The 23,748-nt window shown below is 65.7% G+C and carries 35 protein-coding genes and 2 tRNA genes; 14 read left to right on the forward strand and 23 right to left on the reverse strand.

What is annotated here, in order from left to right; translation table 11 throughout:
• Window positions 1–24: 24 nt before the first annotated feature.
• The 3 genes from L1080_RS23260 to L1080_RS23270 all read right to left on the reverse strand — a co-directional run bounded on the left by L1080_RS23260 (window position 25) and on the right by L1080_RS23270 (window position 3,174).
• Window positions 25–1,335, reverse strand: coding sequence for a serine hydrolase domain-containing protein (locus L1080_RS23260; RefSeq protein ID WP_250765422.1), 1,311 nt, complete (start codon window positions 1,333–1,335; stop codon window positions 25–27).
• Between the two features lie 105 nt (window positions 1,336–1,440).
• Window positions 1,441–3,009, reverse strand: coding sequence for an MFS transporter (locus tag L1080_RS23265; protein ID WP_159918871.1), 1,569 nt, complete (start codon window positions 3,007–3,009; stop codon window positions 1,441–1,443).
• Between the two features lie 3 nt (window positions 3,010–3,012).
• Window positions 3,013–3,174, reverse strand: coding sequence for a hypothetical protein (locus L1080_RS23270; RefSeq protein ID WP_159918870.1), 162 nt, complete (start codon window positions 3,172–3,174; stop codon window positions 3,013–3,015).
• A gap of 153 nt (window positions 3,175–3,327) precedes the next feature.
• Between L1080_RS23270 and L1080_RS23275 the strand changes: the two genes are divergently transcribed.
• Both L1080_RS23275 and L1080_RS23280 read left to right on the forward strand, forming a co-directional pair.
• Window positions 3,328–3,756, forward strand: coding sequence for a DUF6325 family protein (locus L1080_RS23275; RefSeq protein WP_250765425.1), 429 nt, complete (start codon window positions 3,328–3,330; stop codon window positions 3,754–3,756).
• Window positions 3,757–3,780: 24 nt separating this feature from the next.
• Window positions 3,781–4,101, forward strand: coding sequence for an SHOCT domain-containing protein (locus tag L1080_RS23280; RefSeq protein WP_250765428.1), 321 nt, complete (start codon window positions 3,781–3,783; stop codon window positions 4,099–4,101).
• A 9-nt stretch (window positions 4,102–4,110) separates the two neighbouring features.
• Here L1080_RS23280 and L1080_RS23285 read toward each other — a convergent pair whose 3' ends face one another.
• On the reverse strand, window positions 4,111–5,016 hold the full coding sequence (locus L1080_RS23285) for a LysR family transcriptional regulator (protein WP_250765430.1): 906 nt from the start codon (window positions 5,014–5,016) through the stop codon (window positions 4,111–4,113).
• A gap of 114 nt (window positions 5,017–5,130) precedes the next feature.
• Here L1080_RS23285 and L1080_RS23290 point away from each other — a divergent pair, with 114 nt between their 5' ends.
• Window positions 5,131–5,475 carry a YybH family protein gene (locus L1080_RS23290; RefSeq protein WP_250765432.1) on the forward strand — a complete coding sequence of 115 codons (345 nt, stop codon included), beginning with the start codon at window positions 5,131–5,133 and terminating at the stop codon, window positions 5,473–5,475.
• 254 nt (window positions 5,476–5,729) lie between these two features.
• Here L1080_RS23290 and L1080_RS23295 read toward each other — a convergent pair whose 3' ends face one another.
• Window positions 5,730–5,978 carry a hypothetical protein gene (locus L1080_RS23295; RefSeq protein ID WP_250765434.1) on the reverse strand — a complete coding sequence of 83 codons (249 nt, stop codon included), beginning with the start codon at window positions 5,976–5,978 and terminating at the stop codon, window positions 5,730–5,732.
• A gap of 162 nt (window positions 5,979–6,140) precedes the next feature.
• On the opposite strand from L1080_RS23295, the gene L1080_RS23300 reads away from it, so the two are divergent.
• Window positions 6,141–6,725 carry a hypothetical protein gene (locus tag L1080_RS23300; RefSeq protein WP_250765436.1) on the forward strand — a complete coding sequence of 195 codons (585 nt, stop codon included), beginning with the start codon at window positions 6,141–6,143 and terminating at the stop codon, window positions 6,723–6,725.
• Window positions 6,726–7,086: 361 nt separating this feature from the next.
• Here L1080_RS23300 and L1080_RS23305 read toward each other — a convergent pair whose 3' ends face one another.
• The 11 genes from L1080_RS23305 to L1080_RS23355 all read right to left on the reverse strand — a co-directional run bounded on the left by L1080_RS23305 (window position 7,087) and on the right by L1080_RS23355 (window position 11,733).
• Complete coding sequence (locus L1080_RS23305) at window positions 7,087–7,539, reverse strand: hypothetical protein (RefSeq protein WP_250765438.1); 453 nt, start codon at window positions 7,537–7,539, stop codon at window positions 7,087–7,089.
• Window positions 7,532–8,056 (reverse strand): hypothetical protein, encoded by a 525-nt coding sequence (locus L1080_RS23310; RefSeq protein WP_250765440.1) that lies wholly within the window; start codon window positions 8,054–8,056, stop codon window positions 7,532–7,534. The genes L1080_RS23305 and L1080_RS23310 overlap by 8 nt, the downstream gene beginning before the upstream one ends.
• Before the next feature lie 2 nt (window positions 8,057–8,058).
• Entirely contained in the window at window positions 8,059–8,943 is an 885-nt protein-coding gene (locus L1080_RS23315; RefSeq protein ID WP_250765442.1) for a major capsid protein, read from the reverse strand.
• A 10-nt stretch (window positions 8,944–8,953) separates the two neighbouring features.
• On the reverse strand, window positions 8,954–9,325 hold the full coding sequence (locus L1080_RS23320) for a capsid cement protein (protein WP_250765444.1): 372 nt from the start codon (window positions 9,323–9,325) through the stop codon (window positions 8,954–8,956).
• Entirely contained in the window at window positions 9,322–9,945 is a 624-nt protein-coding gene (locus L1080_RS23325) for a hypothetical protein (RefSeq protein WP_250765446.1), read from the reverse strand. Before L1080_RS23325 ends, L1080_RS23320 begins: the two co-directional genes overlap by 4 nt.
• A 15-nt stretch (window positions 9,946–9,960) precedes the next feature.
• Window positions 9,961–10,341, reverse strand: coding sequence for a helix-turn-helix domain-containing protein (locus tag L1080_RS23330; RefSeq protein ID WP_250765448.1), 381 nt, complete (start codon window positions 10,339–10,341; stop codon window positions 9,961–9,963).
• The gene (locus tag L1080_RS23335; protein WP_250765450.1) at window positions 10,334–10,591 is read right to left on the reverse strand and encodes a hypothetical protein; all 258 of its coding nucleotides are present in this window, start codon (window positions 10,589–10,591) and stop codon (window positions 10,334–10,336) included. The genes L1080_RS23330 and L1080_RS23335 overlap by 8 nt, the downstream gene beginning before the upstream one ends.
• A gap of 121 nt (window positions 10,592–10,712) precedes the next feature.
• Entirely contained in the window at window positions 10,713–10,871 is a 159-nt protein-coding gene (locus tag L1080_RS23340) for a hypothetical protein (RefSeq protein WP_250765452.1), read from the reverse strand.
• Between the two features lie 42 nt (window positions 10,872–10,913).
• Window positions 10,914–11,258, reverse strand: a complete 345-nt coding sequence (locus L1080_RS23345; protein ID WP_250765454.1) for a hypothetical protein — start codon at window positions 11,256–11,258, stop codon at window positions 10,914–10,916.
• Window positions 11,255–11,557: a WhiB family transcriptional regulator gene (locus L1080_RS23350; RefSeq protein ID WP_250765457.1), complete on the reverse strand. Its 303-nt coding sequence runs from the start codon at window positions 11,555–11,557 to the stop codon at window positions 11,255–11,257. Before L1080_RS23350 ends, L1080_RS23345 begins: the two co-directional genes overlap by 4 nt.
• A complete protein-coding gene (locus tag L1080_RS23355; protein ID WP_250765458.1) occupies window positions 11,554–11,733 on the reverse strand; it encodes a hypothetical protein in 180 nt (59 codons plus the stop codon). The genes L1080_RS23350 and L1080_RS23355 overlap by 4 nt, the downstream gene beginning before the upstream one ends.
• Window positions 11,734–12,254: 521 nt before the next feature.
• Between L1080_RS23355 and L1080_RS23360 the strand changes: the two genes are divergently transcribed.
• Entirely contained in the window at window positions 12,255–12,530 is a 276-nt protein-coding gene (locus tag L1080_RS23360) for a hypothetical protein (protein WP_250765460.1), read from the forward strand.
• Window positions 12,531–12,582: 52 nt separating this feature from the next.
• On the opposite strand, the gene L1080_RS23365 is transcribed toward L1080_RS23360, so the two are convergent.
• The 3 genes from L1080_RS23365 to L1080_RS23375 form a co-directional block, all read right to left on the reverse strand.
• Window positions 12,583–13,152, reverse strand: a complete 570-nt coding sequence (locus tag L1080_RS23365; protein ID WP_250765462.1) for a hypothetical protein — start codon at window positions 13,150–13,152, stop codon at window positions 12,583–12,585.
• The gene (locus L1080_RS23370; RefSeq protein ID WP_250765464.1) at window positions 13,152–13,439 is read right to left on the reverse strand and encodes a hypothetical protein; all 288 of its coding nucleotides are present in this window, start codon (window positions 13,437–13,439) and stop codon (window positions 13,152–13,154) included. Before L1080_RS23370 ends, L1080_RS23365 begins: the two co-directional genes overlap by 1 nt.
• A 204-nt stretch (window positions 13,440–13,643) precedes the next feature.
• Window positions 13,644–13,871, reverse strand: coding sequence for a DNA-binding protein (locus L1080_RS23375; protein WP_250765467.1), 228 nt, complete (start codon window positions 13,869–13,871; stop codon window positions 13,644–13,646).
• A gap of 82 nt (window positions 13,872–13,953) precedes the next feature.
• On the opposite strand from L1080_RS23375, the gene L1080_RS23380 reads away from it, so the two are divergent.
• Window positions 13,954–14,511, forward strand: a complete 558-nt coding sequence (locus tag L1080_RS23380) for a helix-turn-helix domain-containing protein (RefSeq protein ID WP_250765469.1) — start codon at window positions 13,954–13,956, stop codon at window positions 14,509–14,511.
• A 97-nt stretch (window positions 14,512–14,608) separates the two neighbouring features.
• Window positions 14,609–15,640, forward strand: a complete 1,032-nt coding sequence (locus tag L1080_RS23385; protein ID WP_250765472.1) for a site-specific integrase — start codon at window positions 14,609–14,611, stop codon at window positions 15,638–15,640.
• 80 nt (window positions 15,641–15,720) lie between these two features.
• Here the strand turns inward: L1080_RS23385 and L1080_RS23390 are convergent.
• The 3 genes from L1080_RS23390 to L1080_RS23400 form a co-directional block, all read right to left on the reverse strand.
• Window positions 15,721–15,793: transfer RNA gene (locus tag L1080_RS23390), tRNA-Arg, on the reverse strand.
• Window positions 15,794–15,834: 41 nt separating this feature from the next.
• A tRNA-Ser gene (locus tag L1080_RS23395) sits at window positions 15,835–15,926 on the reverse strand.
• Window positions 15,927–16,019: 93 nt separating this feature from the next.
• On the reverse strand, window positions 16,020–16,745 hold the full coding sequence (locus tag L1080_RS23400) for a dienelactone hydrolase family protein (protein ID WP_250765474.1): 726 nt from the start codon (window positions 16,743–16,745) through the stop codon (window positions 16,020–16,022).
• Between the two features lie 60 nt (window positions 16,746–16,805).
• Here L1080_RS23400 and hisC point away from each other — a divergent pair, with 60 nt between their 5' ends.
• Window positions 16,806–17,882 carry a histidinol-phosphate transaminase gene (gene hisC / locus L1080_RS23405; RefSeq protein ID WP_250765476.1) on the forward strand — a complete coding sequence of 359 codons (1,077 nt, stop codon included), beginning with the start codon at window positions 16,806–16,808 and terminating at the stop codon, window positions 17,880–17,882.
• A 90-nt stretch (window positions 17,883–17,972) separates the two neighbouring features.
• Window positions 17,973–19,670, forward strand: a complete 1,698-nt coding sequence (locus L1080_RS23410) for a bifunctional metallophosphatase/5'-nucleotidase (RefSeq protein WP_250765478.1) — start codon at window positions 17,973–17,975, stop codon at window positions 19,668–19,670.
• Here the strand turns inward: L1080_RS23410 and L1080_RS23415 are convergent, their stop codons facing one another.
• Window positions 19,671–20,678 carry an alpha/beta hydrolase gene (locus L1080_RS23415; protein ID WP_250765485.1) on the reverse strand — a complete coding sequence of 336 codons (1,008 nt, stop codon included), beginning with the start codon at window positions 20,676–20,678 and terminating at the stop codon, window positions 19,671–19,673.
• Window positions 20,679–20,897: 219 nt separating this feature from the next.
• Here L1080_RS23415 and L1080_RS23420 point away from each other — a divergent pair, with 219 nt between their 5' ends.
• The 5 genes from L1080_RS23420 to L1080_RS23440 all read left to right on the forward strand — a co-directional run bounded on the left by L1080_RS23420 (window position 20,898) and on the right by L1080_RS23440 (window position 23,726).
• Window positions 20,898–21,356 (forward strand): YbaB/EbfC family nucleoid-associated protein, encoded by a 459-nt coding sequence (locus tag L1080_RS23420; RefSeq protein WP_250765487.1) that lies wholly within the window; start codon window positions 20,898–20,900, stop codon window positions 21,354–21,356.
• Window positions 21,353–21,667 carry a WXG100 family type VII secretion target gene (locus L1080_RS23425; protein WP_159918860.1) on the forward strand — a complete coding sequence of 105 codons (315 nt, stop codon included), beginning with the start codon at window positions 21,353–21,355 and terminating at the stop codon, window positions 21,665–21,667. Before L1080_RS23420 ends, L1080_RS23425 begins: the two co-directional genes overlap by 4 nt.
• A complete protein-coding gene (locus L1080_RS23430) occupies window positions 21,667–22,356 on the forward strand; it encodes a WXG100-like domain-containing protein (protein ID WP_250765490.1) in 690 nt (229 codons plus the stop codon). The genes L1080_RS23425 and L1080_RS23430 overlap by 1 nt, the downstream gene beginning before the upstream one ends.
• Window positions 22,357–22,431: 75 nt before the next feature.
• Window positions 22,432–22,746 carry an ArsR/SmtB family transcription factor gene (locus tag L1080_RS23435; RefSeq protein ID WP_236603354.1) on the forward strand — a complete coding sequence of 105 codons (315 nt, stop codon included), beginning with the start codon at window positions 22,432–22,434 and terminating at the stop codon, window positions 22,744–22,746.
• Window positions 22,746–23,726: a TIGR03086 family metal-binding protein gene (locus tag L1080_RS23440; RefSeq protein ID WP_250765492.1), complete on the forward strand. Its 981-nt coding sequence runs from the start codon at window positions 22,746–22,748 to the stop codon at window positions 23,724–23,726. The genes L1080_RS23435 and L1080_RS23440 overlap by 1 nt, the downstream gene beginning before the upstream one ends.
• The last annotated feature ends 22 nt before the right edge of the window (window positions 23,727–23,748 follow it).

Below are 23,748 nucleotides of genomic sequence, written 5' to 3' on the forward strand. Positions count from 1 at the left end.
GAGATCTCAATGTCGTGGTTGCGATCAGCTGGTGGGAGCCGGGGCGGACGTCGACGGCTGCGGCGTCCCCGGCGTAGTCGAGGGCGCAGACGTGGCACTGGGATCCTGCACGTCGGCGCGCAACCGGTAGACGTGATCGGGTGAGATGATCTCCGTAATGGCAGTAGCCAGCGCTGTACTCGGCTCGCTGCCCTCGTAGGGAACGTCGGTGTTGATCATGATCGCGAGCGTCATCTCCTTCTCCGGCAGATACACGCTGACCGTCTGATAGCCGGGGATGCTTCCGTTGTGTCCGATCCAGCCGGCGATGTCGAAGATGCCCAGGCCGTACCCGACATCGGTCGACAGACCCGGCGCGGTCACCGTCTGCAGTCGCTGCTCCTGGGTCGCCGGTTGCAGCAGCGTTCCCGTGGCCAACGCCGGGGCCCAGATGTGCAGGTCCTCGAGGGTGGAGATCATGGCACCCGCGGCCCACCCCCAGGACGGGTTCCAGTCGGTGGCCGTTGTTTCCTTGCCGTCCGCCGTTTGCTCGGTGTAACCCTGCGGATGCGGTTCGGGGATGGCGTTCGAGTTCGGGAAGCTCGTGTCGGCCATCTCGAGCGGGTCGATGATCTTCTGCGTCACATAGTCGGCAAGCGACACTCCACTGACCTTTTCGACGACCAGTCCCAGCAACGTCGTGTTGGTGTTGGAGTACTCGAATCCCTGCCCCGGCGGGAAGGTCGCGGGCTGTGCGTATGCGTAGCCGAGCAGCTGCTGGGGAGTGAAGTTCGCTTTCGGGTCGGCGATCAGGGCCTTCTGGAAGTCCTCGTTGGCCGAGTAGTTGGCCAATCCGCTCTGCATCCGCGCCAGCTGGCGGATCGTTATTTGATCACCCAGGGGAACACCGTCGATATACTTCCCGATGGGGTCGTCGAGGCCGACCTTTCCCTCGTCGACCAACTGCAGCACGCCGGTGACGGTGAAAGTCTTTGTCACGCTGCCGATCCTGCTGTAGAAGTCGGTTTCCATCGGGGCGCCCGATGACTTGTCGGCAACACCGAACGCTTTCACGTAGTTGCCGTCCGCGCCCCATACTCCCACCATCACCCCGGGAATCGAGGCCCTCGCCATCGTATTCACGATGGCCTCGTCGAGACGCTGCGCGACAGCGGAATCGATCTGCGTGCCATCTCCGGCCGCCGACGTGCCCGCCTGCGTTGTCTGTGTCACCGACGTGGTCGATCCGGTGGAGGAGTCGTCCGAACACGCTGCCGTGGCGACCAGCAGCACAGCCGCTGCGGCCGCGACCAGCCCTCGCTTACGATTCGCCTTGGTCACGACCCGAGCTGTCATCGTGCTGGTCCCCTCGTCGATGTGCCGATTGTCGGGAATTTACCCCGCCGCCACCGGGCGAATGTACCTTTCGACGCTTCCACCGCGCCGAAAGGTACATGCGTCCTATGTGCCGCGCTGTTCCGCGTACTCCGCCATCAATCGCTTCTCCTCCTCCCGGTGCGGATAGAAGAAGAACACCACCACAGCGCCCGCGCCCACCACCAGGATTGCGGCGAGGTACGCCTTGGTGTCCCCGTCGAGAAAGGCATTGCGCGCGGCAGCGATGATCTGGTCCGCGTATTGGGGATACCGTTCGGCCAGCACTTCTGCACTGGAATACGACTTCGTCAGCGCCGCTTGCGTTTCGGGCGTCACCTGACTCGCCTCAGGCGATTCCGCGATCGCCGACGACAGCGACTTGGCGTACCCGGCGGTGAGTACCGCGCCGAGGATCGACTGCATGATCGCACCGCCGAGGTCACGCTGAAGGTCGGAGGTGCCGGACGCCATCCCCGCCCGCGACACCGGCACCGATCCGGTGAGCGAACGCGACGCCGGTGTACCCGCGAACCCGACTCCGATTCCGACGAACGCGTACGCCACCCCCACCTCGAGGTAATGAGCGTTCTCGTTCCACAACAGCAACGCGACGAGTAACCCGAGGACCACGAACAGGTATCCGAGCAGGAGAGTGAAGCGCGCACCACGCGATTCGACGAGCTTCGCGGAACGAGGCGCGACGATCACCATTGCGACCGCCGCCGGAATGATCGCAGATCCCGCAGCCAGCGTGGAGTAGCCGAGCACATTCTGCAGGAACTGCTGTCCGATGAACATGGCCCCCATCAGCGCACCGAACACGATCACCCCGCCCACGGCGGCGACCCAGAATGTGGGCCTCGCCGCCACATGGAGGTCGAACAACGGGTGCGCCGCGCGACGCTGCTGCAGGAAGAACGCCGCACCGGCCGCCAAGGCGATCACGCCCAGCCCGATGGCCGTCGCCCCCGCGCCGTCGACCGGCGCGAAGTTGATCGCGAGGATGAGCGCTGCGATGAAGACCACCGAAATGACACCGCCGAGGTTGTCGACCGGGTCGGTGGTCTCGTTGACGTGGGCGGGCACCCAGACGGCGGCGCAGACGAGAGCGAGACCGGCGAGGGGCAGCGTCACGAAAAATACCGAGCCCCAGTGAAAGTGCTCGAGGAGCGCACCCGACACGATCGGGCCGAGCGACGAGATCGCCCCGCCGAGAGCCGACCACAATGCGATGGCCTTGGTGCGCGGTGGACCCGACCACAGGGCAGTGATGATGGCCAGCGTGGTGGGGAAGGCGAGGCCCGCGGAGATTCCTCCGAGAACGCGTGCGAGAAAAAGTATTTCGACACTGCCCGCGAACCCGGCAATCGCCGACGCCGGCAACGACAGCGCCATTCCCAGCACCAGCATCTGCTTGCGCCCGTACCGATCGCCGAGCGCACCGAGATAGAGCACCGAGGCCGCCAGACCCAAGGAGTACGCCACCGCGACCAGGTTCAGCTGGGTTTGACTCGCATCGAAGGCGCGACCGATGTCGGGCAACGCGACATTGGCCACCGAAAGATTCAAGTTCGCTACGGCGGCAACGAGTATCAGCGTCGCCAGGATAAGCGTTGCCCGGGCCGGCGCCTGTGTCGATGCGGTTCTGGTCACCGGTCAGCTCCTCCGTTTGTCGTCGCTCGTCGCTGCACTGTCGGTCGCACCCGCAGCGACGAGCACCGACGCATTCGCCGCGGTCATGTCACCCGATTCGACGGCTACCCAGGTGACGGCCACGATCACGGGCAGTCCGGTGCCTGAGGCATCGAGTGAAGGCATACACCACCCCGTCTCTTCCGGCATTTCATCTAACAGCGCTGTCGACGAGCTTCGCAGAGGCCGGGCCTGCCGACATCACCCGTCGTGGATGATGCGCACCCTGCCGCCTGTCGCGAACATCGACATCAGAACATCCCCGGCACAGGGAGAGACATGACGAATACAGCTGTTGACGTCGGACCGGTCGCGTTCCTGTTCCTGACATTCCCTGGTGACCGCGCCGACCCCGCGGTGATCGAGTCGTTCCGAGAGCTCGTCGAGCGGGGCACCGTCACCATCCTCGACCTCGTCTTCCTCGCCAAGTCGGAGGACGGGACGCTGCGACAGGTGGAGGTGGACGAAGAGCTCGACAATGTCGGTCTCGCCGCATTGTCCATCGAAGCCAAGGAGCTCATCAGCGACGAAGACCTCGATGTGGTCCGCGAATCACTCGAACCGGGCACGTCGGCGGTGGCCCTGGTGTACGAGCAGACGTGGGCGCGCAAGCTGGCCGCCGCTTCCCGTGAAGCCGGCGGCGAGGTGGCGCTCCATCTGCACATTCCCCGCGAAGTGGTCGAGACCGCGATCGCCGCGGCGACCTGACATCCCAGAGAACGGAGTACTCACATGGTGTTTCGAGGTCCACGTCGTGTGGGACGGCCCGGCCTGCTCGGTGTGGTGGCCAGGACCGCGGTGATCACCGGCACTGCACGGGCGACGTCCAACGCGATGAACCGCCGCGCAGCCGACAAGGATGCGGAGCAACAGGCTCGCGCCGACCAGGCGTACGCCGAACAGCAGGCGGCGCAGGCACCGCCACCGGCCCCCACCTCCGCGGGCGGCGACGACCTCGTGTCGCGTATTCAGGAACTCGCGCGCTTGAAGGACGCCGGCGTTCTCACCGACGAAGAGTTCGCCGCAGCGAAGGCGAAGCTTCTGGGCTCGTGAGCCCAGCCGCTACCGCGGCACGGGAATCTGCGGCGCTTCCGCATCAGCGAACGCACGTCGGGTGTGCCTGACCAGTTCGCGAACTGCAGGACTCGCAGCGCTTTTCCACACCAGTGCCAGCACCGCCGGGATGTCGACGTCGTCGAGGACGAGCGCCGTCAGCCCATCGAAGGCGGCGGTCATCGATTCGCTGAGGATCGCGACCCCGAGTCCGCGGAGCGCGAGATCCGCGACCGTGTCCGGGGCACTGGCCTGCAATGCGATACCGGGCCGGATATCCGACGCGGCACACGCCTGGTCGAACACGGTGCGGATTCCTGTTCCGGCGGGCATACATACGATCGCATGGTCGCAGAGTTCGGCCAGTGCCACGCTGGTTCGACCCGCGAGTGGGTGATTCGGCGGCACGGCCGCCACCAACCGTTCGCGAATGATCGGAAACGCCTCGAGCCCGTCGGGCGGTGCGGTGGCCGTGCCGACGAGTGCCAGGTCGATGTCGCCGCCACGGACTTGGTCGACGAGCTGATCGGAGCTCTCTTCGAGAAGGGTGATCTCGACGCCGGGGTGCGCGTCGTGGAACGTCGCCAACGCGTCGAACAGACCGGTGACGGTGCAGGCGGTGACCATGCCGACCACCAGGCGTCCACGGACCAGCTGGTTCACGGCGTCGACGGCGTCGCGCACCGCGGCGGCGGCGGCCAGTGCCTCCCTGGCATGAACGAGCGCGGCCTCTCCCGCCGCCGTCAACGTGGCCGTCCGAGTCGAGCGGTCGATGAGCGTGGCCCCGAGGTCGTGCTCGAGTTGGCGAATCTGCGCGCTGATACCCGACTGACTGATGTGCACACGCAACGCGGCCCGGGTGAAGTTGGCCTCTTCTGCCACGGCGACGAAGTACTCGAGCTGACGCAGTTCCATAACCTCTGATTCTAGAAGTGAGCAGAACTATCTGTTGGACTTCTGCTCGCTCGGGTACGACGCTGGGTTTACTCGAACGATTCGAACGAGAGGACTGCTGTGTACGAGAAGGCCATGAAACCCGAGGACCTGACCCGCCTGTTCGTCGAGCGGAGCAACGCCGGCGACGCAGCCGGAGTCGCGGCACTGTACGAAGAGAACGCTGTTATGGCCTACCCGCCCGGAAGTCGGACCGTCGGCCGCGAGGCGATCCGGCAGTTGTGGGAATCCGTCCTCGCCCATGCGCCGCACTTCGAGCCGGAAACTCCCCTCCCCACGCTCGTCAGCGAGGACATCGCTCTCACCGCCACCCCGCCGAAGGACGGTTCGGGGGCGCGCGCCCAGGTGGTGCGTCGCCAGCCCGACGGGTCGTGGCTTCGCCTGCTCGACCAGCCGGAGTTCGTGCCGCCGACCGCCTGACGCCGCCTCGAGTGCGACCGCAGACAGAAGAAACCCCTCACCACTGTGGTGAGGGGTTTCTGTTGTGCGCCCGAAGGGATTCGAACCCCTAACCTCTTGAAAGCTGAAGGGCTTACTCAGAATCCTCGCGATTCCTTCCGTTGCTGGCCAGAGCATGTTCGATCAGTGCCAGATCCGGCCGTTCACAGTCAATTACGGGAGATTCGGGGTGGTAAAGGGGTGCTCGGCGGTGCGGTCCTCCTGGAGTTGAGAAGCTACCGATTCGGCTGATTGGGGTACTCGGAATCCTTGGCGTCCGCTGACCCGATCAGCATCTCGCCGATCGCTCGTGCCGCTGACGGAAGGAACTCGAAGACCTGGCGCTCGAGGAAGCCTCCGTTGTCGTCGGTCCGGTACAGCGACAGTTCGACGTCGATCTGCTCGCCAGTCTCTGACCCTGCGACGCCGACCTTCCATTGCCCGTCTGTGGTAGAGATCGGAACGGGGCCTGTGTATTCGCTCATGAGGAGACAACCTATCCGGCAGGTCGGACAGCTCCGCGATGGGAACGATTTGCCCGAAGCTTGCGTTGGGCATTCTGACAGTTCCAGCTCCGAATACATCCTGGAGGAACATTGAGCGACGGTGCCAGTAAAGTCCGCGGTGAGGGTCTCAGTAAGACAGACGTGGGGCGGTACATCCTCCGCGAGCTGAACGGATACCACCGGCCCGGCAAGATACTCGACCTGATTCCGGTTATCACAGACCCCGAAGGCAGCTGGCTTCTCACTGTCGAATGGGTGGATACCCCGGTCGACCAGGGAGAGGTCAAGGGCCTGAAGGTGAAGTTCGCGGACACCGTGACACTGACCGACAGTTCAACCGCTGCACCGATCCCCGGCACCGCAGCCGCCGAACTGGCAGGAGACGGTAGCGAGGCGGAGAGTCGCCGCGGCGACATTTCCACAACGCGCTGGACCAAGCTGACGCAGAGCGGGGAGCACGAGAACGGCATGACGGAGACCGTCATGGTCCGCGCCGAAAATTTCACGCCGAGCCACGTCGGCAAGTTCATCGGAAACTCCGACCCCGAAAGCGGCGTGAACTACCTGATCAAGCTGCTGAACTTCCGTGTGGTGAATGAGGGCTCCGCCCCGGGCGTGACCATGTGGATCCGACATGGGGAGATCGACGGTAGGCCGAGGTACGACGACCGCTGGCACGTTCCGTTCGATCAGGAGTTTGAATTCACGACTATCACTGCCCTCTGACCAATCCCCGATGCCCCGACCTCCGGAGGTGAGATAGTGACCTGCGAATTTGTCGGCGTCGGCAACGTGGCTGGTCGGGGCGGGCGGTGTGGAAAAAACGCCAGAGAGAGATACGCCTGACTGGGACGGTGAGTCAGGAGACCCCCACCCCCTCGATATTTTCGGGTAGGGGTCTGTGCGGTTCTCATGGCCATGCAGGTATGGCAGAACGCCCCGGCCTCGGGTGAGGTCGGGGCGTTCTGTGTTCGGCGCTGGCCGTTCCGATGGTTGTTCTGTTAAGGCCATGCATTCCCGGTCCGCAGGCAGGAAGGAAAGCAGAAGCCCCTGCGGTGGGTGAGTTTGACGCCGAAGACTATGGGGGTCAGCGGAACCAGGCTGCGGGTTCGACGAGTTCGTCCTTGTCGTCCTGGCTTCCGGCGTAGCCGAGTTCCTTGATCGGCAGCGTGTTGTCGGCGATGGAGGAGAGTGTGGCGGCCATCGTGGGATCGGCGGCGATGAGGTTGGTCCAGTGCTGGGCGCGGGACGGTGGGATCTTGCCGCGGCGGACGGAGTCGGTGACCAGGTCGTCGATGTCACGCTTCTTGGCGGCCGCGGCGAGGACGCGGCCCTGTTCGGCGTCGGCCTTGAGCTGGTCGAGTGCATCACGGCCCGCGGCGGCGAGCGATGCGGCGGCGGCGACGGCGTTCTGGCTGCCGGGAGCGACGGTGAGCTCCTCGACGGCCACGACGACGGTCTCGATCTCGGTGTCGGCGTCGAGGCCGAGGGCTTCGAGCAGTCGGGTCCAGAGTGCTTCGGGGATGGTGGTGTCAGTCATGGCTGGTGTCCTGTTCGTCGAGTTGGTTGATGGCGGCGATGAGCTGGTCCTTTGGCAGCGCTGCGGCGTCGCCGGGGTCGATGCCGCGGGCGATGGCGTAGGTGATCCACTTCTCGGTGGTGGCTGTCATGCGTGGGCGGTTCGGGGTGTCCCCAACCGGCGTGGGTGGGGAAGTTCGGTCGGGTGTGGGGATTTCCCCACTGTCCTCGAGTGCCTTGCGGATGGTGCCCACGGTCTTGTGGTCGACACCGATGGCGTCGGCGTGGCGACGGTTGGACAGCTCGGGTGCGGCTTTGAGCGCTGCGGCGATGCGGCCGCGCTTGTCCTCGCGGCTCTCACCTTCGGCAACCGTGTCAATTTCCACCACGGTAGTGACGACCGTGGTTGCCCCTGCGGCGTCGAGCTCTGCGGCGGTTCGCTCGTCGACGTCGATGGTCTGGCCGTGGGCGGCGATACGGTGCCTTCCGTCCGGATCGGTCCACCGCACGAGGGCGTGGGCGACGGTGCGTGTGGGCATCGTCAGCCCGCCAGTCCGGTGATCTTCTTGACCGCGTAGGGCTTCTCGACGGCGAACGCGGGGACGGCGTACCCCTGCACCCACTTCGAGCGAGTGGAGCGGTCGTCGTAGCTCTCCACGGTCAGCGGGGTCTCGAAACCGACGACGCCGGCCGCACCCTTCTGCAGCGCGTATGCGACACCGGGAGCGACGCGGGCGCTGACGAACTTGGTGACCCCGGCCGAGGTGAGCATGTCGGCGAGCTTGTCGCCGTAGGCCACGTTCAGAGCGTGCTCCTGGTTCGGATGCATGACGAGCAGGTCATGCACGACACCGAGTTCCTGCAGGGTGGCGGCGAGCTGTGCGGCGGACAGGTCCGCGGAGGGCCGTTCGGCGTTCGGGGTCAGCGACGTATCTGGGCCCACGGTGATGACGTCATCCCAGCTGTGGCCGCTCAGGGTGTTCTCAGCGCCGAGGTTGTCCTCGATCGCGGCGAGCGCGGCATCGTTGAGCTTGCGGATGATCGTATTCGTGAGCTGGGTGGTCTGCTGGTCGATGTACGAGACATCGTTGCGGGTTACCTGCTCGTCGAGGACCTGGAACTTGCCTCCCCAGTCGTCGACGGTGGCGAGCTTGGGCTCGGGGTCGACGCCGTCGACGACGGCGTACTCGCGGCCGGGTGCGCGCTTCTCGACGTCACCGGCAGTGTAGAAGTCGCTGGCCCGGATGACGGAGTACAGGATGCCGCCACCCTCGACGGGTGTTCCGGAGCTGGTGAAGAACTTGTCCAAGACGAGCTGAGGGTCGGCCAGCTCGGCGATTCGGTTGCGCAGGATGGTCGGCTGCTTGAGTGCGACGTCGACGGTGAGGCTGCGGCCCTGGAGGGTGGGGAGCAGGGAGTAGGTCATGGTGTGCCTTTCAGGCGAGGGAGATGTGGGCGTCGGCGTTGGGTGCGGCGGCCGTGACGGCGTAGCCGACGACATTGCCGGTGTCGGCGGTGATGACCTTGCCGTCGGTGCCGACTTCGACCTCGGCGAACGCGGCGATCGCGGCACCGGCGGTGACCTTGACGACGCGGTCCTTGCCGCGGGCGATCGGGACGAGTGCGCCGGCGGCGGCGTCGGCGGCGGCGACGCCAGCGACGCGGCCGCCGGCGGTGGCGTGATCGACGACGAGGTTGCCGTCGCTGTTGCGGTCGCCGGTGATCCGGACAAACCGCTTGGCGGTGACAGGGGCGGTGGCGGCTGCGGTGAGGTCGCGGCCGGGGTTGTAGACGTCGATGGACTTCACTTCGGGTCTCCTTCGATGAGGGCGGTGAGTAGGTGTTCGGCGGTGCGGTGCCGACGCCGGGCGGCGGCGACACGAACCTTCACGCGTTCGCGGGGCGGCAGGGTGTGCAGCGTGGAGACGCGTTCGGCGGTGCGGGTGGCGATGACGACGGGAGTGCCGGCCGACGCGGCGACCTGGTACAGATCGCGGACGTCCTCGAGTGAGGCGATGGTCTTGCAGGCTGGATCGACAACGCCCAAGAGGGCCAGCCCGGTCAGCAAGCCGGGGTAGGTGGTGCCGTCGTCGAGCTTGAGGTTGAACAGGGCCTCGATCGACCGGTTCGGGTAGGCGGATGGTGCGATCTCGGCGAGCCATGCCGGAACTCCCACCAGATCCCCGACGAGCGTGTCGCCTTCGTCCGTGAGGGTCAGGTTGTCGACGATTCCGAGTGACGGTTCGCCGTCGAATCGGGCGTCGAGGTGTCCGAGTTTGATGGGCGGCTTGTGGAAGCGCCCGGAGTCGTGCGCAGCCTTCATTGAGGCCAAGCGCTCGCGGGTGATCTCGCACTTGCCGGTCGACGCGTCCCACGTGCCGGCCTTGACGAGCTCGACGCCGGGAATGGTGCGCAGATCCACGGTCATCTGCGCACCATCCGGTCATGCGGCGCGGGTGCGGACGGCGTCAGCGGCGACGAGCCAGCGGCCGCCGACGTGGACGGCCGGGAGGGTGCCGCGGCGGGCGAGGTCTCGGACGTTCGCGGCGGAGCATCCGAGAAGTGTTGCCGCGGCGGCGGTGTCGATGAACTCATGTCCGAACCATGCACGAGGATCGGCGTTGTCGGCCGAATCGCTTACGCGGGCGTCAGAATCGCTTGCGCGGACGGCAGATGCGAGCTGGATTCGCAGTTGGTCGAGTCGCGCTGTCGGGCGTGAACCCATCCGCGGCAACAGGTCCCGGAATAGGGTCAGCGCCTCGACCAGGGTACGCGCGTCGGCCCGGGACAGGAACACCCCGTCGAGACGCTGAATCTCACCCACCCGTCGCCTCGATCCTGGCGTACTCGAGCAACCGTTCGCGCAGCTTCTCGCGACTTCCCCACAGCTGGGGAAATTCGTCGGTCAGCAGTGTGACCACGGCCATCGGGAACCGCACGGCGCCGTAGGTACCTTCGGCGAGAGTGTCGTCCATGACCGCTCGAATGCCGTCGTCGTTGTCGTCGATCATGTGCACCACCAGGGCGGCCGCGCGGCGGTGATACTTGGCCTGATCAGGTGTTTCGTAGATCATTGCTGTCCTTCCGGGGCGGGTTTCGCCCGTGAGTTTCGGCCCCTGTAAAAAATCCCCTGACTGGGCCGAAGGAGTCATGGACCCCCCACCCCTCCAGAAAATCGGGTAGGGGTAGCGGCGGTCAGGTCTGCTCGGTGGCGTCGACGAGTTGGTCTGCGAGGGTGCGTGCTTCGGTGCTGCTCATGGTCACGGCCAGTCCCGCGAACATGAGCAGAATCGGGCGGCGGCGGTCGGGTCCTCGGGTGACGTCGATGCCGACGGTGTGCGGGTGTAGGCGCATTGCAGTCCCTTCGAGGTCAGTTGACGCAGTCTTCGGTGAGGGTCACTTGGCTCTCCGGTTGCCGCTGGGGTCGCAGGCATCGGCGAGGGTGTTGAGGCTGACTGCCAGGAGGCGGGCCTCGCTCGCCTCGAGGGACCATGGCCCGAACTCGATGCGTGCACCGCTGAGTCCGTCGTCGACATAGACCGCGGTGAGTGGCGCGGACTGCCATTCGTCCGCCCGGTCGTGGTGCAGCTGGTGGTCGTGGCGTTCGATCAGCAGGCGTGGCGCGCCCTCGTAGGTGGGGTGCTCTGGGTCGTCGGGCAGCTCACGCCACACCTGGACGTCAGTGGGCGTCGCGGCCACGGTTGCGGTGACGGCGTGCAGGTGGCGGATGTTGTCGGTCATGAGGCAGCCTTCTTTCGCGTGCTGTCGAATTTGGTTGGTGTCTCGCGGATGCGTCCGGCCCATACGCCGGTGGCTTGGTGTTCGCCCGCGGCGGTGTGGCAGGCGGATCGGACGGGGCAGCCGATGCAGATGCGTTCCGCGGCTGCGAGGCGTTCAGATCGGGCCCCGATGCTTTCGCCTTCGACGTAGTCGTCGAACCACGGTGCGCGGCCGCGGCAGGCTGCCCCGGTGAGGCGTGGGTCGACGAGACCACCGATCAGCGGGGGGGTGGACGGCGGCCGTCCGCCTGTGTTGCTCACCGGATCTCCGGATCGCAGTCGTTGACGTGTGATGCGCCGGCAAGGTGCGGCTTGCAGATCAGGCACGGGATGAGACGCCCGTCCTGGTCCTCGCCGAGCCAGCCGCGGCAACCGTGACGATGATCGACACGGTTGGTTTCGTCGTCGATCGGTTCGCCCGTGCGGTCGAGGGTCATGCTGTCCTCGCTTTCTCCAGTGCGGCGCGGGCGAGTGCCGCGCCGCGGCGGTTGGTTTCGGCCTGGTGTGGGTTGTGGCTGCATAGGGCGAGCCGGTTGTAGCCGTCGTCGTCGCAGAGGTCGCAGTCGGCGATCGCCTGTGCTCGAATGTGGGCCCGCTCACGGGCTTCGGCCGATTGCGCCTCAGCGTCGCGACGTCGTTGCTTGATCTCCCACGCCGCGTAGGCCTGTCGTGCGTCGCCGCAGGCGCGGCACGGGGCATCGGTTCCCTGGGGATGCTGAGGGCAGTGGGGGGATGGTTCCGCGGGATCAGGTGAGCTGACCTCGGGAACCCACCCCCCTTCTTTACCTTCTTCTATAGAAGGAAGATTGTTCGATTCCGAACAATGATGATTGTTCGATTCCGCCCATTCGATTGTTCGATTCCGGACAGACTCTGACCTGCCATTGTTCGATTCCGAACTATCGATTGGGCGATTCCGAACAATGGCAGGTCGCGCGGATACTCGGTACGAGCGGGTGTGATCGCTGATGCCGCCGAGGTTGTGCTTCGTCGCGTCGATCTCGTCAATGCGCTCCAGCTTGCGGAGCTCTCGACCGACCGTCTGACGAGACAGTCCCGTCGCGTCGGACAGAGCGAGCTGAGAGGCCCGCCACCACCGGCCCGCCTCGTCCTCGATTCGGTCGGCACCGGGGACGCGGCAGCGGAACTCGATCGCCGAGAGAACGAGGGCACCATTCGCGCCGACTCGGCGCACCAGTTCCGGGCGCACGAGGAGGAACGAACCATCGGGTGACGGCGACGCAACCTCCTCGACGCCCGGAATCTGGTGATCTTCAGTCACAGGGTCAGTCCTCGCTGCTCTCGTCGGTGACCCCTGTTGCGACGTCGACGAGGAGTAGGAGGGTGTGAGCCAGGCTCACGGCCTCGTCGATCGACAGTTCGTATTTGGCGACGCCCCGCCACTTCGGATCGCCGTCCTCACCGCTGTTGCGCTCGAACGCGATGCAGGGATGGGACCTGTTGCCGCGCTGCTGAAGCTGTGCGGTGAGTGTGGCCATGTGGATGCGGTCGTCCTGGTCGGTGCTGTGGTCGAACCACGCCTCGTAGCCGCGGAGCGGGATCGTGACGTGCGCCGATCGATAGGTCGACGACCCGAGGTGGAGTTGGCCGTCGACGGACTCAGCCCAGACCGGCGGGGGCGTCGGGCAACCGCGCGCCGTCAGATCGTTGATGCCAACGCGTGCGGCGTTCTTCGTCGCGGCGGCCCGCATGCGGAGCATCCGCAGGGGTGCAGGCGTCGGCGTCCGTACCTCCCGGTCGCGGTGCCATTCCTCGTGATCGGCGATATCGTCGGCAATCTCGTCGTGCGGGCCGTCGATGTGGAAGTCGCAGACCTTGCAGAGGTAGCCGCTCATCACGCCACCTCGAATCCGGCACCGTGCGAGACGCGCACGATCAGAGCGGAGTCGTTCAGCAGCTGGGCCAGGTGCTCGGCCTCATCGAACGTCAGGGTCATCTTGTTGGCATCGCCAAGATGATGCTGACCTGCCACGTTGTCGCCGCCGTCAAGGTGGTCAGCCTGCGGGAACGTGACCTCGATGCGGCCCGACTCGGTGACGCTGACCTGCACCGAACGGCCATCAGATCGCTTACCGAGCACGACGGTTCCCGCGAAGACTGAGGTATATGTCAGGATGTTCATGTAGGGCTCCTCTTCAAGGCGCTGAACGGGTGTTCTCAACGGCACTGGTCACAAATGCGGTTGCAGCCGCGTGACCGGTGCCGTTGCTGGTTTTGGTGTCCCTGGATCCAGGCGTGTACTCGTGGGCCATGTTCAGCAGGTGGTGCAGTCGCGCCGGGTAGTCACACCGCGTGCACGTCGGCTCGTCACCGAAGTAGCTGGCCATCAGGCAGCTCCGATGCCAAGGGCTTCGCGCAGTCCCTTGGTCGGGACGATGTAGCGACTCCCTGCCCTGATTACGGGGACGGGATACTCCCCCTTGCTCGCGAGCGCGTAGCCGGTCGAGTCGCCGATTCCCAGCGCTCGATTCGCGGTCCTCAAGTCAGTCGCGACACCCAGGGTTTCGAACTCTTCGCGGTTCACATCAAGCTCCTTTGTGGCTTTTCCAGTCACCGATCTAGGTTTTGTGACTGGAATATCCGCAACCCTAGCCGCGGTCTGGAAATAATGCAAGAACTTGCCTACAGTGACTGAAATGACGACATGGGCCGACGGAACCGCGCAACGCATTGGCACTGCCATTAAGGAGGCGCGAGGCAACTCACGAACGGCGCAATGGGTGGCCGATCGAACCCAAGAGCTCGGACACCCCATATCCCGGACGGCAATCTCGGAATACGAGACCGGTAAGCGGAAGACAATGCCAGTCAGTGATCTGGTGGTTATTGCGCGAGCACTGAACGTGCCGCCGGCGCTACTTCTCTACCCTGGACAACCAGACGCCGCGATCGAGTACCTCCCCGGAAAGGAGCTGTGCAGCATCGACGCCGTGCAGGCTTTCGCGGGCGAACGTTCCGTAGTGGACGAGACGCGCGAGAGCATCGCGCTGCTTCGACTTGCTCGTCGGTGGCGAGCTCTCGTTGCCGATGTGGCTGCGCTGGAGCACGCTCAGTCACTCGCGGGCGATGAAGACGACGAGGTGATGGACAACCTTCTGCCGGGACAGTCGTACACAAAGAGGTTGGAGAACACGCGCAAGGAACGCGATGAGGTGCGTACGGCCATCACGAAGCTGATGGACCCCGATGCCTAGGCAGCCTCTCCCCCTCGGAACCTGGGGACGCATCACCCGATCCGAGGTCGAACCGGGTCGCTTTCGAGCACGCGCAAAGTACCGCGATCTTGACGGCGTGACACGGCGGTTCGAGCGGTTCGGACCGACCGGCGCGAAGGCCGAGACCGCGCTGACGACGTACCTGCGGGACCGACGGCGACAGTCGGGCGGCGACACCCTGACGCCGGACTCAAAGGTGTCGGACCTGCTCGACGACTGGCTACGGAACGCCGACGACGGCAGTCGACGACCGCAGACCCTCACCGACTACCGATCCGCCGTCGATGGGCACATCAAGCCGGGCATTGGACAGGTTCGAATCCGTGAGGCGACGGTCGGCACGATCGACAGGTTCCTCCGCGGTATCAAGGGCGACGGAATCCGGAAGCGGACGCGGACGGTGCTGTCGCTGGCATTCGGGTACGCCGCACGACTGGACCTCGTTGCGGCGAACCCAGTGCGCGACACGACCACGGTGCGGAAGCGGTCGAACGGCGTAGAGGTGCCCAAGCTCGCAGACGTGCACAGATACCGCGCAGCGATCGTGGAATGGTCCGGGGCGAACAGGATGGGGAAGCCTCGTGGGCAAGGTCTCGTCGAGGTCGTCGACGTCGTGCTCGGTACCGGGTTGCGGCCGGGTGAGGTGCTGGCACTACGGGTGCAGGACGTCGACGTGGATGCCGGGACGCTGACGGTGGCCGGGACGGTCGTCGGCAGTGAGCGGCAGCCGACGCCGAAGACACGAAAGGGGCATCGGACGGTGAAGTTGCCGGCGTTCGTCGTCGAGGCGATTCGGCGCAGGCTCGAGGATCCGGTCGTCGAGCTGACCGGGTTGGTGTTCCCGTCGGCGACCGGAACGGTTCGGAGTCGCGCGAACCTCGACAGGCAGCTCCGAGAAGCGCGGCCGGACGACCTCGCGGACGTCACGTTGCGGTCGCTGCGCAGGCTCGCGGCGACGACGGTCGACCGCGCGCTCGGTGTCGAGGCCGCGTCGCAACAGCTCGGGCACTCGGGTACCGCGGTGACCGAGCGGCACTACATCGACCGGCCGGACGTCGGCCCGGAGGTCGCGGACGTACTCGGGAAGCTGGCACCCCCAATCGAATAGGGGTGGTTTCGGGGTGATTGCACGAAAAAAACCCCAGGTGATTCGACCGAGTAAACGGTGTCTCACCTGGGGCTTATCTGTGCGCCCGAAGGGATTCGAACCCCTAACCTCTTGATCCGTAGTCAAGTGCTCTATCCGTTGAGCTACGGGCGCAAGTCTTCAGTTATAACTGCACCGGCCAACTAGCACCGGCGTGGCGGAGGCGAGAGGATTTGAACCTCCGGTCCCTCGTAAAAGGGACAACTCATTAGCAGTGAGTCCCATTCGGCCGCTCTGGCACGCCTCCCTGGGGTGGTTCCGATCCCTTCGGACCGCCGGAGCGAAAGATTACACACCTTTCCACGACAAGACAAAACGGCTGGTCAGAGCGGCGGGCGGGCTATCTCAGGTTGCTGTCGAACCAGTCGAAGATTCTGCGCTGAGCGTCGACGATGTTCTCGACGCCGGGGGCGTCGTCCTGCTCGTCAGGCACCTGGAGTGGTTCGTCCGCCCGGTGCGCCAGTCCGGCGTAGCTAATGACGAGGGCCCCGACCGATGCCTTTCCCGTCGCATCCCGCAGCTGCTCGACGTGCTCCGGCGGGGTGGACGGATCGTCCTCGCCGTACAGACCGAGCCACGGAGCCTGCAGCAACGGCGCCGCGTCGATCAGGGCGGGGGCATCGTCGGACAACGGCTCGACGATTCCGCGGGCGGAGACGCTGACAGCGGCTCCGATCGGCCGGTTGGTGGCGACGAGCAGCGCGGCGGTTCCGGCGTCGTCGAAACCGAGAACCCCGACACAATCGGAGAGGACGCCGCGGCTCGTCAGCCAGTGCACGGTGGCGTCGAAGTCCGCGAACAGCGACTCGCCGAAGACCTCGGTTGCGTTGTGCGCGGGACGACCGTGGAAGAGGTGCGGGGCCGCCGCCACCCACCCTTCCTCGGCCAGTGAGCGCATCAACTCGAGGAGCGGCTCGCTGAACACACGCGACTCGTGCAGCACCACAATCGCGCCACGTGCGGGGCCGTCCGGCTCTGCCACGGTGAGTGGAACCCGCGCCTGCGGATCGGCCGGTGCGCCGCCGACCGCCTGCAGGACCGCGGTGTCCCTGAAGATTCCCGACATGTCCCCACCTTGGCACGGACTGGCCGTCGACGCACCGGATCGGAGGCGCATAATCGCCTGGTGACTCCGCGAACAAGGGCAGACCTCGACACGATTCCGGCCTACGTACCCGGCAAGAACTTTCCGGGTGCGATCAAGCTGGCGAGCAACGAGACCACTCTCGGTCCGCTGCCGAGTGTCCGGGACGCCATCGCGGCAGCAGCGGGCAACGCCAACAGGTATCCGGACAACGGTCACGTGGCCTTGATCGAGGCGCTGGCAGGCCACCTCGGCGTCCCCACCGACAACATCGCCGCAGGCAATGGTTCGGTCAGCCTGTGCCAGGAACTCGTTCAGGTCACCTGCCAGGATGGTGACGAGGTGATCTTCGCGTGGCGCTCCTTCGAGGCGTACCCCGTGGTGACCCAGGTAGCCGGCGCCGTTCCCGTGACGGTTCCACTGACCGCCGACTTCGGCCACGACCTCGACGCCATGGCCGCCGCCGTCACCGAACGCACGCGGCTGATCTTCGTCTGCAACCCGAACAACCCGACGGGTAACGCCCTGACGAAGGCCGAGCTCGAACGGTTCCTCGACGCCGTACCCGATCGTGTCGTCGTGGCACTCGACGAGGCCTACTTCGAGTACAACAGATCCGACGCAGACGGCATCGAGCTGTTTCGTGGACGCCCCAACGTCGTCGTGCTGCGCACATTCTCGAAGGCCTACGGGCTGGCGGGTCTCCGCGTGGGCTACGCCGTGGCCGATCCGACCATCGTCACCGCGCTCGGCAAGGTGCACATCGCTTTCGCCGTCAACACCGTCGCGCAGGCCGCCGCCATCGCATCGTTGGCCGCCGCCGACGAATTGCTCGCCCGCACCGACAGCGTCGTCGCCGAACGAAACCGCGTCCGCGACGCCCTCCTCGACGCCGGATACGACGTGCCGGAGTCTGCGGCCAACTTCGTCTATCTTCCGCTGGGAACCGAATCCCGACCGTTCGGCGCTGCCAGCGCAGAAGCGGGTGTTCTGCTTCGGCCTTACGGCGACGACGGGGTGCGGATCACTATCGGCGACCCGCACGAGAACGACGCATTCCTTACCTTTGCGACGAGCGCAGAGGCCCGCTCGATCGCAAAGGTCGGTGTTCGCGCGTAAGTCCTGAGATGTAAACGTTACGTCCAGGTATAGCTCCCGTGATGCTCCCTTGGCAGACTCAGTGCGGTTTGCCGAAGGGAGCCACCCACAATGCGCCATCGCGTCGCGGCCCGGAGTGCTGTCGTGGCCGCCGCGGTGTCGTTGGCACTCGCCACCTCCGTGACCGCCGGCCTTCCCGACGTGCAGGCGCAGGAGCCGCCGGTGTCGTTGCGGTTCCTCGCCTTCAACGACCTGCACGGCAGTCTCACACCTCCCCTCGGCGCTCGTAGCGAGGTGAAGCAGGCTGACGGATCAGGGGTGCCCGCGGGCGGCGCCGCGTATCTCGCGGCATACGTCGATCAACTCCGTGGTCAATCCCCGCACTCCTTGCTGTACTCGGTGGGCGACAACTGGGGATCGTCAGCTCTCGAATCAGCTGCCTTTCACGACGAGCCGACGGTGCAACTGCTCAACCGGATGGGCGTCGACGCCTCCGCCATCGGCAATCACGAGCTCGACGAGGGGTACGCCGAGTTCCTACGACTCCAGCGCGGCGGCTGTCACCCCGTGGACGGTTGCCGTTTCGACGACACGTTCGAGGGCGCCGATTTCCCGCTGTTGGCTGCGAACCTGCAGTTCGAGGACGGCGCACCCGCGACGTTGCCCTTCGCGGTGAACTACGTCGAGGGCATCCCGATCGGGGTGATCGCTACGATGCCCGCCGATACCGCACACATGGTGACGTCGGGCGGTGCGGACGGGCTGCGGTTCACGGACGAGCTCGCGGCCGTGAACCGGACGGCAGATCTACTCGACTTCTTCGGGGTGCGGGCCGTCGCCCTCCTCATGCACCGAGAGACCGAAGTCGACCAGGACAATCGGCCGGACGAGTGCGACGTGGAATCCCGCCGCACCCACGACGTGGCCTTGCGCGCCTCCCCGAAGGTGGACGTCATCTTCACGGCCGACGGGCACCAGCAGTACAACTGCACCTTTCCCGACCCGGCCGGAAACCCGCGGGTGCTGATGCAGGGCGCCTCGCACGGCCGTATCGTCTCGGTGGTCGATGTGGCGATCGATCGCACCACCCGCGACCTCCTGCGGGAACGCACGTCCTCGTTCAATCAGGTCGTCACGCACGACATACCTCCCGACCCCGACACTCGGTTGCTTGTCGACCGAGCGGGAGAACTGGCGGGCGAGGTCAGCCGAACGTGGGTGGCGTCACTGCAGCACGACCTCACTCGGGAGACGACGGACAGCGGCGAGTCTGCGCTGGGCAACGCTGTGGCCGATGCCCAGCTGGCCGCCGGAACAGCGTTCGGTGCTCAGGTTGCACTCACCAATCCCGGCGGTCTCCGCGCAGACCTGGTCGGAGACACCGTCACCTATGGTCAGGTGTATGCCGTCCAGCCCTTCGGGAACTCCCTCGAGGTTCTGACGCTTCCGGGCGCCACCCTCCGCAGCGTGCTCGAGCAACAGTTCCAGCCCCGCGGGGATGGCAGCGTCACCGAGCGAATCCTGTCGCCGTCGAGTTCGCTGACGTACACGATCGATCGGTCGGCGACTGTCGGCAACCGCATCTCGGATATCCGCGTGAACGGAGAACCGGTGTCGCCGGAGGGTGTCTACCGTGTCGCGGTCAACAAGTTCCTCGCCGACGGCGGGGACGGCTTCGATGCCTTCCGCACCCACACGGAGGCTGTCCACGCGGGTTGCGATCTCGACGCCTTGATCACCTACCTCGGCGCGGGCTCGCCCGTGTCACCTCCGAGAACCGATCGGATCGCGGTGGTCGGCCGGCCCTGATCAGATGCCGAGCGCGCCCCTGAGCACCGGCCACGACGTGCGGAGCTCGTCCTGCCAGTACGGCCACGAATGCGTGCCCGAGTTGCGGTAGACGAAGGTGGCGGGAATGGCGAGCGCGTTCAGCCGCTGCTGGAACGTCTGCGTGCAGAGGTTCGCCGCCGCTTCGAGGGGCCCGCCGACCGCGATGGTCGAGGCCAGGTCTCCCCCCGTCGCCATCTCGTACGGTCCCGGAAGGCCATTACCCGTCGAGATGTAGACCTGCTTGCCGCGCAGGGCTTCGGCATTGACCGTCGGGTCGTGGGCCGCCCAGGCCGGGTCGAAGTCCGGTCCCCACATGTTGGCCGGGTTACCGCCCTTGAAAGCGACCGTGCCGCGGACCGAATCACGTGAAGTGGGCTGAGTGTTGTCGAGGCAGCCGCTGTAGGCGGCGAGGCCACGGTAGAGGTGCGGGTGGCGGGTCATGAGGTTGGCCGCACCCATGGCACCCATGGACACGCCGGCAACTGCGTTGGTTCCGTTTCCGCTGAACTGGGCATCGATGATCGGTGGCAGTTCGTCGGCGAGGAAGGTTTCCCACTTGTTGACGCCGAGGGTGGGGTCCGGCAAATGCCAGTCGGTGTAGTAGCTCGCGGTGCCGCCCACCGGCAGGACCACGTTCACCTTCTTGTCGGCGAAGAACTGGACCACGTCCGTCTTCTGCGTCCAGGTACTTTCCCGGAAGTCGGACTCGGCGCCTGCGCTCACCCCGTCGAGCAGATACAGCGACGGGCGCGCAGCGCCACCAGCCGGATGCAGCACCTGCACCTGAACCACCCGGTTCATGGCGGGCGAGTTCACGAAGATCGCACTGCGGGTAGGGGTGATCTTCACAATTTTGTCGACACTGGCAGCACTGCTCGCCCGGGGGGCCGCCGGAGAAGGCGTCGGATCGGCCGTAGCAGTGAACGCCGGCCCAGACAGGGTCAGTGACACTGCCACTCCGACAGCAGCGAATGCTAGGCGACGCATAAAGAAATCCCTCTTCCCGGACCGTGTGAATCCCGATTGCACAGTACAAAGTGCGGCCGGTCAAGCAGAGCTTAAAGGTTTTGTGATTGCTGTGTGATTCGGGTGCGTGCGCTTGTGGCCAGACCGATATGAGACCGAGGGGAACCGATTGCGGGATTGCTGCGTCCAACCCCGTGAGCAGGCACTGACGCCGAGCTGACCGCATGGGGGAGGAACTCGATGGTCGACCAGGCCGCACGCCACGAACTGCGTGCCCGCAACAAAGAATTGCGTCACCAGATCGATTCGATGCTGGACGCCGTGCGACGGCAGGCCGACAGCCTGGCCCGGGCGAAGTCCGAGGTCGAGCGCACGAGGGGCTCGGGTACCTCGGGCAACGGACTGGTCCGGGTCTGCGTCGATGCCGGCGGAAACGTGACGGCGGTCGAACTGTCGCCGGACGCGTTCAAGCGCACCAGCCCCGAGGCGCTGGCGTCCTCGACGGCAGAAGCGGCACGTCTGGCCTTGGCGGACGTGCGCGAGCGAACCGCCCAGGTCCTGGCACCCGTATTCGACGCCCGCGCCGACCTGCCTGCCCTCTCAGAGCTGATTCCGGATGCTCCGGGCCCGGGTGACCCGCCGCCTTCCGCCGACGAACCCGGATGGAATGCCTCGATCCTGCGCGGAGCGGACCGATGAGTCGAGCACTGTGGGTCGACCCTCACCATCTCCGGACCGTGGCGCCACAATTCGATGCGCTCGCGGACACAGCCGACGCCCTGCTGACCGAGCTGACGAGCACGCTCGACGCCGAAAGAACTGCGTGGGGCTCCGACGAGGGTGGGACGGCATTCGCCCGGCACTACGTTCCCGGGGCGGAGTCAGCGGTCCACGCCGCCTTGTCTCTCGTCGCGCTATTCTCCGCGATCGGTGACGGGATGCGAGCGACGGCCGAATCCTTCGAAGCAACGGATACGCGGTTCTCCCGGCGACTGGGCGAGGCTTTCTGATGGGCATCGAACTTCCCGAGGTCGTGAAGCCGGTGGCCTGGCTGGCGTCCGGTTCCAGTTGGCCCGCGGCCGACGAGACGTCACTGCGCCGACTCGCCGACGCCTGGGGCACAGTCTCCACGGGGCTGAAGAACCTCACGGCGGACGGTGACGCCGCACTGCGCGACGCGTTGTCCGCCGTCGAAGGCGACGTCGCCACTGCCATGTCGCTGCACTGGCAGAAGTACGGCGGAGACGCCGGCGCCCTCCACGACCTCGCGGCACTGTGCGAGAACCTGTCCGCGATGTGCGAGTCGACGGCGACCGAGGTCGAATACGCGAAATTGTCGATCATCGCGGCACTGGCCATATTGCTCGCGGAGCTCGTGGCGATGGCCGCCGCAGCGGTTCCGACACTCGGCGTGAGCGCTGCAGGTGCAATGGCGGCGGAAGCAGCAACGCAGGTCACCATCCGCATGATCATTCGGGATCTGATCATTGCGGTTCTCGAACAAGCCGCAGTCGCTGCAGCACAGAGCGTCGCGCTCGACGGCGGAATCCAGTCACTGCAGATCGTGACCGGTGGCCGGAACGGATTCGACGTCGGCATGCTCACGAACTCGCTGATCACGGGAGCCACCGACGGCGCCACCAGCGCACTGTTCGGCGAGTTCGGAATCGAGGTGCACGAGCCCGCGACCGACCGGTGATCCGGTCGACTCGTGGCGACATCAGCACCGTGTGACCCATTGCACAACGCGTTAGTCGCGACTAACGTATTGGACGTGCTCGACCAGTTGGAAGTTGCAGCCGAGCCAACCCGGAGACGCTTGATGCATCTGCTGACATCTGGGGAACAGACCGTCAACACGCTTGCGGCGCACTTTTCCGCGAGCCGGTCGGCCATTTCTCAACACCTTCGGGTGCTCATGGACGCGGGGCTGGTCACCGCACGTAAAGACGGACGTTTCAGGTACTACCGGCTCGATCCACAGGGCCTTGCCCAACTCCGCACGCTGTTCGATTCGTTCTGGATCGACGAACTCGACCGGCTCGTCGCGGACGCCACCGAGGAAGCAGCTTCCAAAGGAGACCGCTGATGCCATTCGACAAAACCGTTGTCGTTCCGCTCGACCCGGACGCCACCTTCGCACTCGTCACCGAGCCCGAACGGTTACGCAGGTGGCAGACGGTCGCAGCGCGGGTCGATCTCCGAACGGGTGGCGGATACCGCTGGACCGTCGTGCCCGGACACTCGGCCGCGGGAACATTCAAGGAGGTTGACCCCGGTCGGCGAATTGTCTTCACGTGGGGTTGGGAAGAGAGCGAAGACCTTCCGCCCGGCACCTCGACCGTCACCGTGACCCTCACTCCTACCGCAGGCGGAACCGAGGTGCGACTGGTTCACGAAGGACTGAGCGACGAACAGGCAGCCCGCCACGCCGAGGGCTGGACCCACTACCTCGATCGCCTCGCCGCAGCTGCCGTCGTGGGCGACGCCGGACCCGACGAATGGGCGGCGCTCCCGCAGCCTCTCGACGAATTGTCGAGCGCAGAGGCAACTCTGGCGGTCGTGCAGCGGGCGCTACGCGATCTCACTGCCGACGACATGTCCGCCCAGACGGTGTGCACCGAGTTCACCGTCGCGCAGCTCGCCGACCACCTCGCCGGATCGATCATGACCATCGGCTCCGCCGCCGGTCCGAAGATCGACGACGAACCGGGAAAACCGGTAGAAACCAGAATCGCCGACGAAGCCCAACAGGCATTGGAAGCGTGGCGGCGCCGCGGACTGGACGGGACCGTGATCATCGGGGGAAACACCGTCCCGGCACCTATCGCCGTAGGAATATTGTCCATCGAATTCTTGGTGCACGCCTGGGATTTCGCAGCAGCCGTCGACCGGAATGTCAATGTCGATCCTGCACTGTCCGAGTACGTACTCGGACTGGCACACACCATCATCCGGCCGGAAGCCCGGGGTGCCGTCGGATTCGCCGACCCGGTACCTGCCGAACACACCGCCGACCCCTTCGAGCGTTTGATCGCCTTCACCGGTCGCCCACTCCCGACGGCCTGATCTCCTCACCGAAAGGAACCGC

It is taken from the genome of Rhodococcus sp. MSC1_016, from assembly GCF_023667485.2.
GTDB lineage: Bacteria > Actinomycetota > Actinomycetes > Mycobacteriales > Mycobacteriaceae > Rhodococcus_F > Rhodococcus_F oxybenzonivorans.